Source organism: Halocalculus aciditolerans (assembly GCF_014647475.1).
GTDB classification, from domain to species: Archaea; Halobacteriota; Halobacteria; order Halobacteriales; family Halobacteriaceae; genus Halocalculus; species Halocalculus aciditolerans.
In genome coordinates, this window is sequence record NZ_BMPG01000012.1 from 1 (window position 1) to 1,583 (window position 1,583).

A 1,583-nucleotide genomic window follows, 5' to 3' on the forward strand; every position below is an offset into this window, starting at 1 on the left:
ACTTAAGCCCCCTTGCGAAGCCCAGATTCGACCACCGGTTGGTGGCCTCATCCGGACCTCACTCGGGTGCTTTGACGGGCGGTGTGTGCAAGGAGCAGGGACGTATTCACCGCGCGCTGCTGACACGCGATTACTACCGAATCCAGCTTCACGAGGGCGAGTTTCAGCCCTCGATCCGAACTACGACCGAGTTTAGGAGATTAGCTTCACCTTTCGGTGTCGCATCCCATTGTCTCGACCATTGTAGCCCGCGTGTTGCCCGGCACATTCGGGGCATACTGACCTACCGTTGCCCATTCCTTCCTCCGCTTTAGCAGCGGCAGTCCTCCTAATGTACCCAGCCACCACAAGGGTGCTGCTGGCAATTAAGAGTGTGGGTCTCGCTCGTTGCCTGACTTAACAGGACGCCTCACGGTACGAGCTGACGGCGGCCATGCACCTCCTCTCAGCAGCGTCGGGTAAGGTCATCAACCTGACCGTCATGACTGCTGTCGGTGCCGGTGAGATGTCCGGCGTTGAGTCCAATTAAACCGCAGGCTCCTCCGGTTGTAGTGCTCCCCCGCCAATTCCTTTAAGTTTCATCCTTGCGGACGTACTTCCCAGGCGGCCCGCTTCTCGGCTTCCCTACGGCACAGCACAGGCTCGTAGCCTGTGCCACACCTAGCGGGCATCGTTTACAGCTAGGACTACCCGGGTATCTAATCCGGTTCGAGACCCTAGCTTTCGTCCCTCACTGTCGGATCCGTCCTCCTGAGGCGCTTTCGCCACCGGTGGTCCGTCCAGGATTACAGGATTTCACTCCTACCCCGGACGTACCCCTCAGGTCTTCCGGTCCCAAGCCGTACAGTTTCCGCTGGACGCCTGCGCGTTAAGCGCGCAGATTTCCCAACGGACTTGCACGGCCAGCTACGGACGCTTTAGGCCCAATAAAATTGGCCATCACTCGGACTGCCGGTATTACCGCGGCGGCTGGCACCGGTCTTGCCCAGTCCTTATTCGTGAACCACCTTACGGTTCACAAAAGTGAGGGCTCTATGCCCTCACACTCGGAGTCCCCTTATCGCACTTGCGTACAGTGTAAAGGTTTCGCGCCTGCTGCGCCCCGTAGGGCCTGGAATCTTGTCTCAGATTCCATCTCCGGGCTCTTGCTCTCACAACCCGTACCGATTATGGGCACGGTGGGCCGTTACCCCACCGTCTACCTAATCGACCGCAATCACATCCTGTGGCGCCGTAGCGTTTCCAGCTCCCCATATTCAAATGTGGGAGCCTTATTGAGGATTAGCCTCAGTTTCCCGAGGTTATCCCCATCCACAGGGTAGTTTGATCACGTGTTACTGAGCTTTACGCCACGAGTCTGAACTCGTGCAACTAGCATGGCTAAATCGAACTCCGATAGCAATGGCCTCTGGCAGGATCAACCAGAATGTGCTGGCGCTAAGGCCAGCAATTGGCGGAACAGTATCGAGTTGTACCGCAACGACCGGACGGTCGTCGTGGCCAACCAGATATCACCAAGCCATCGAGGCTAACATCAGATCCCATCTGTACGGCGGACCGCAGGGGTGGAATCCTCATTTCCT

General features: G+C 57.5%; 1 rRNA gene. It reads right to left on the reverse strand.

Annotated elements, in window-relative coordinates:
* Nucleotides 1-1,428, reverse strand: a 16S ribosomal RNA gene (locus tag IEY26_RS17400); the annotation flags it as partial.
* Nucleotides 1,429-1,583: the final 155 nt, after the last annotated feature.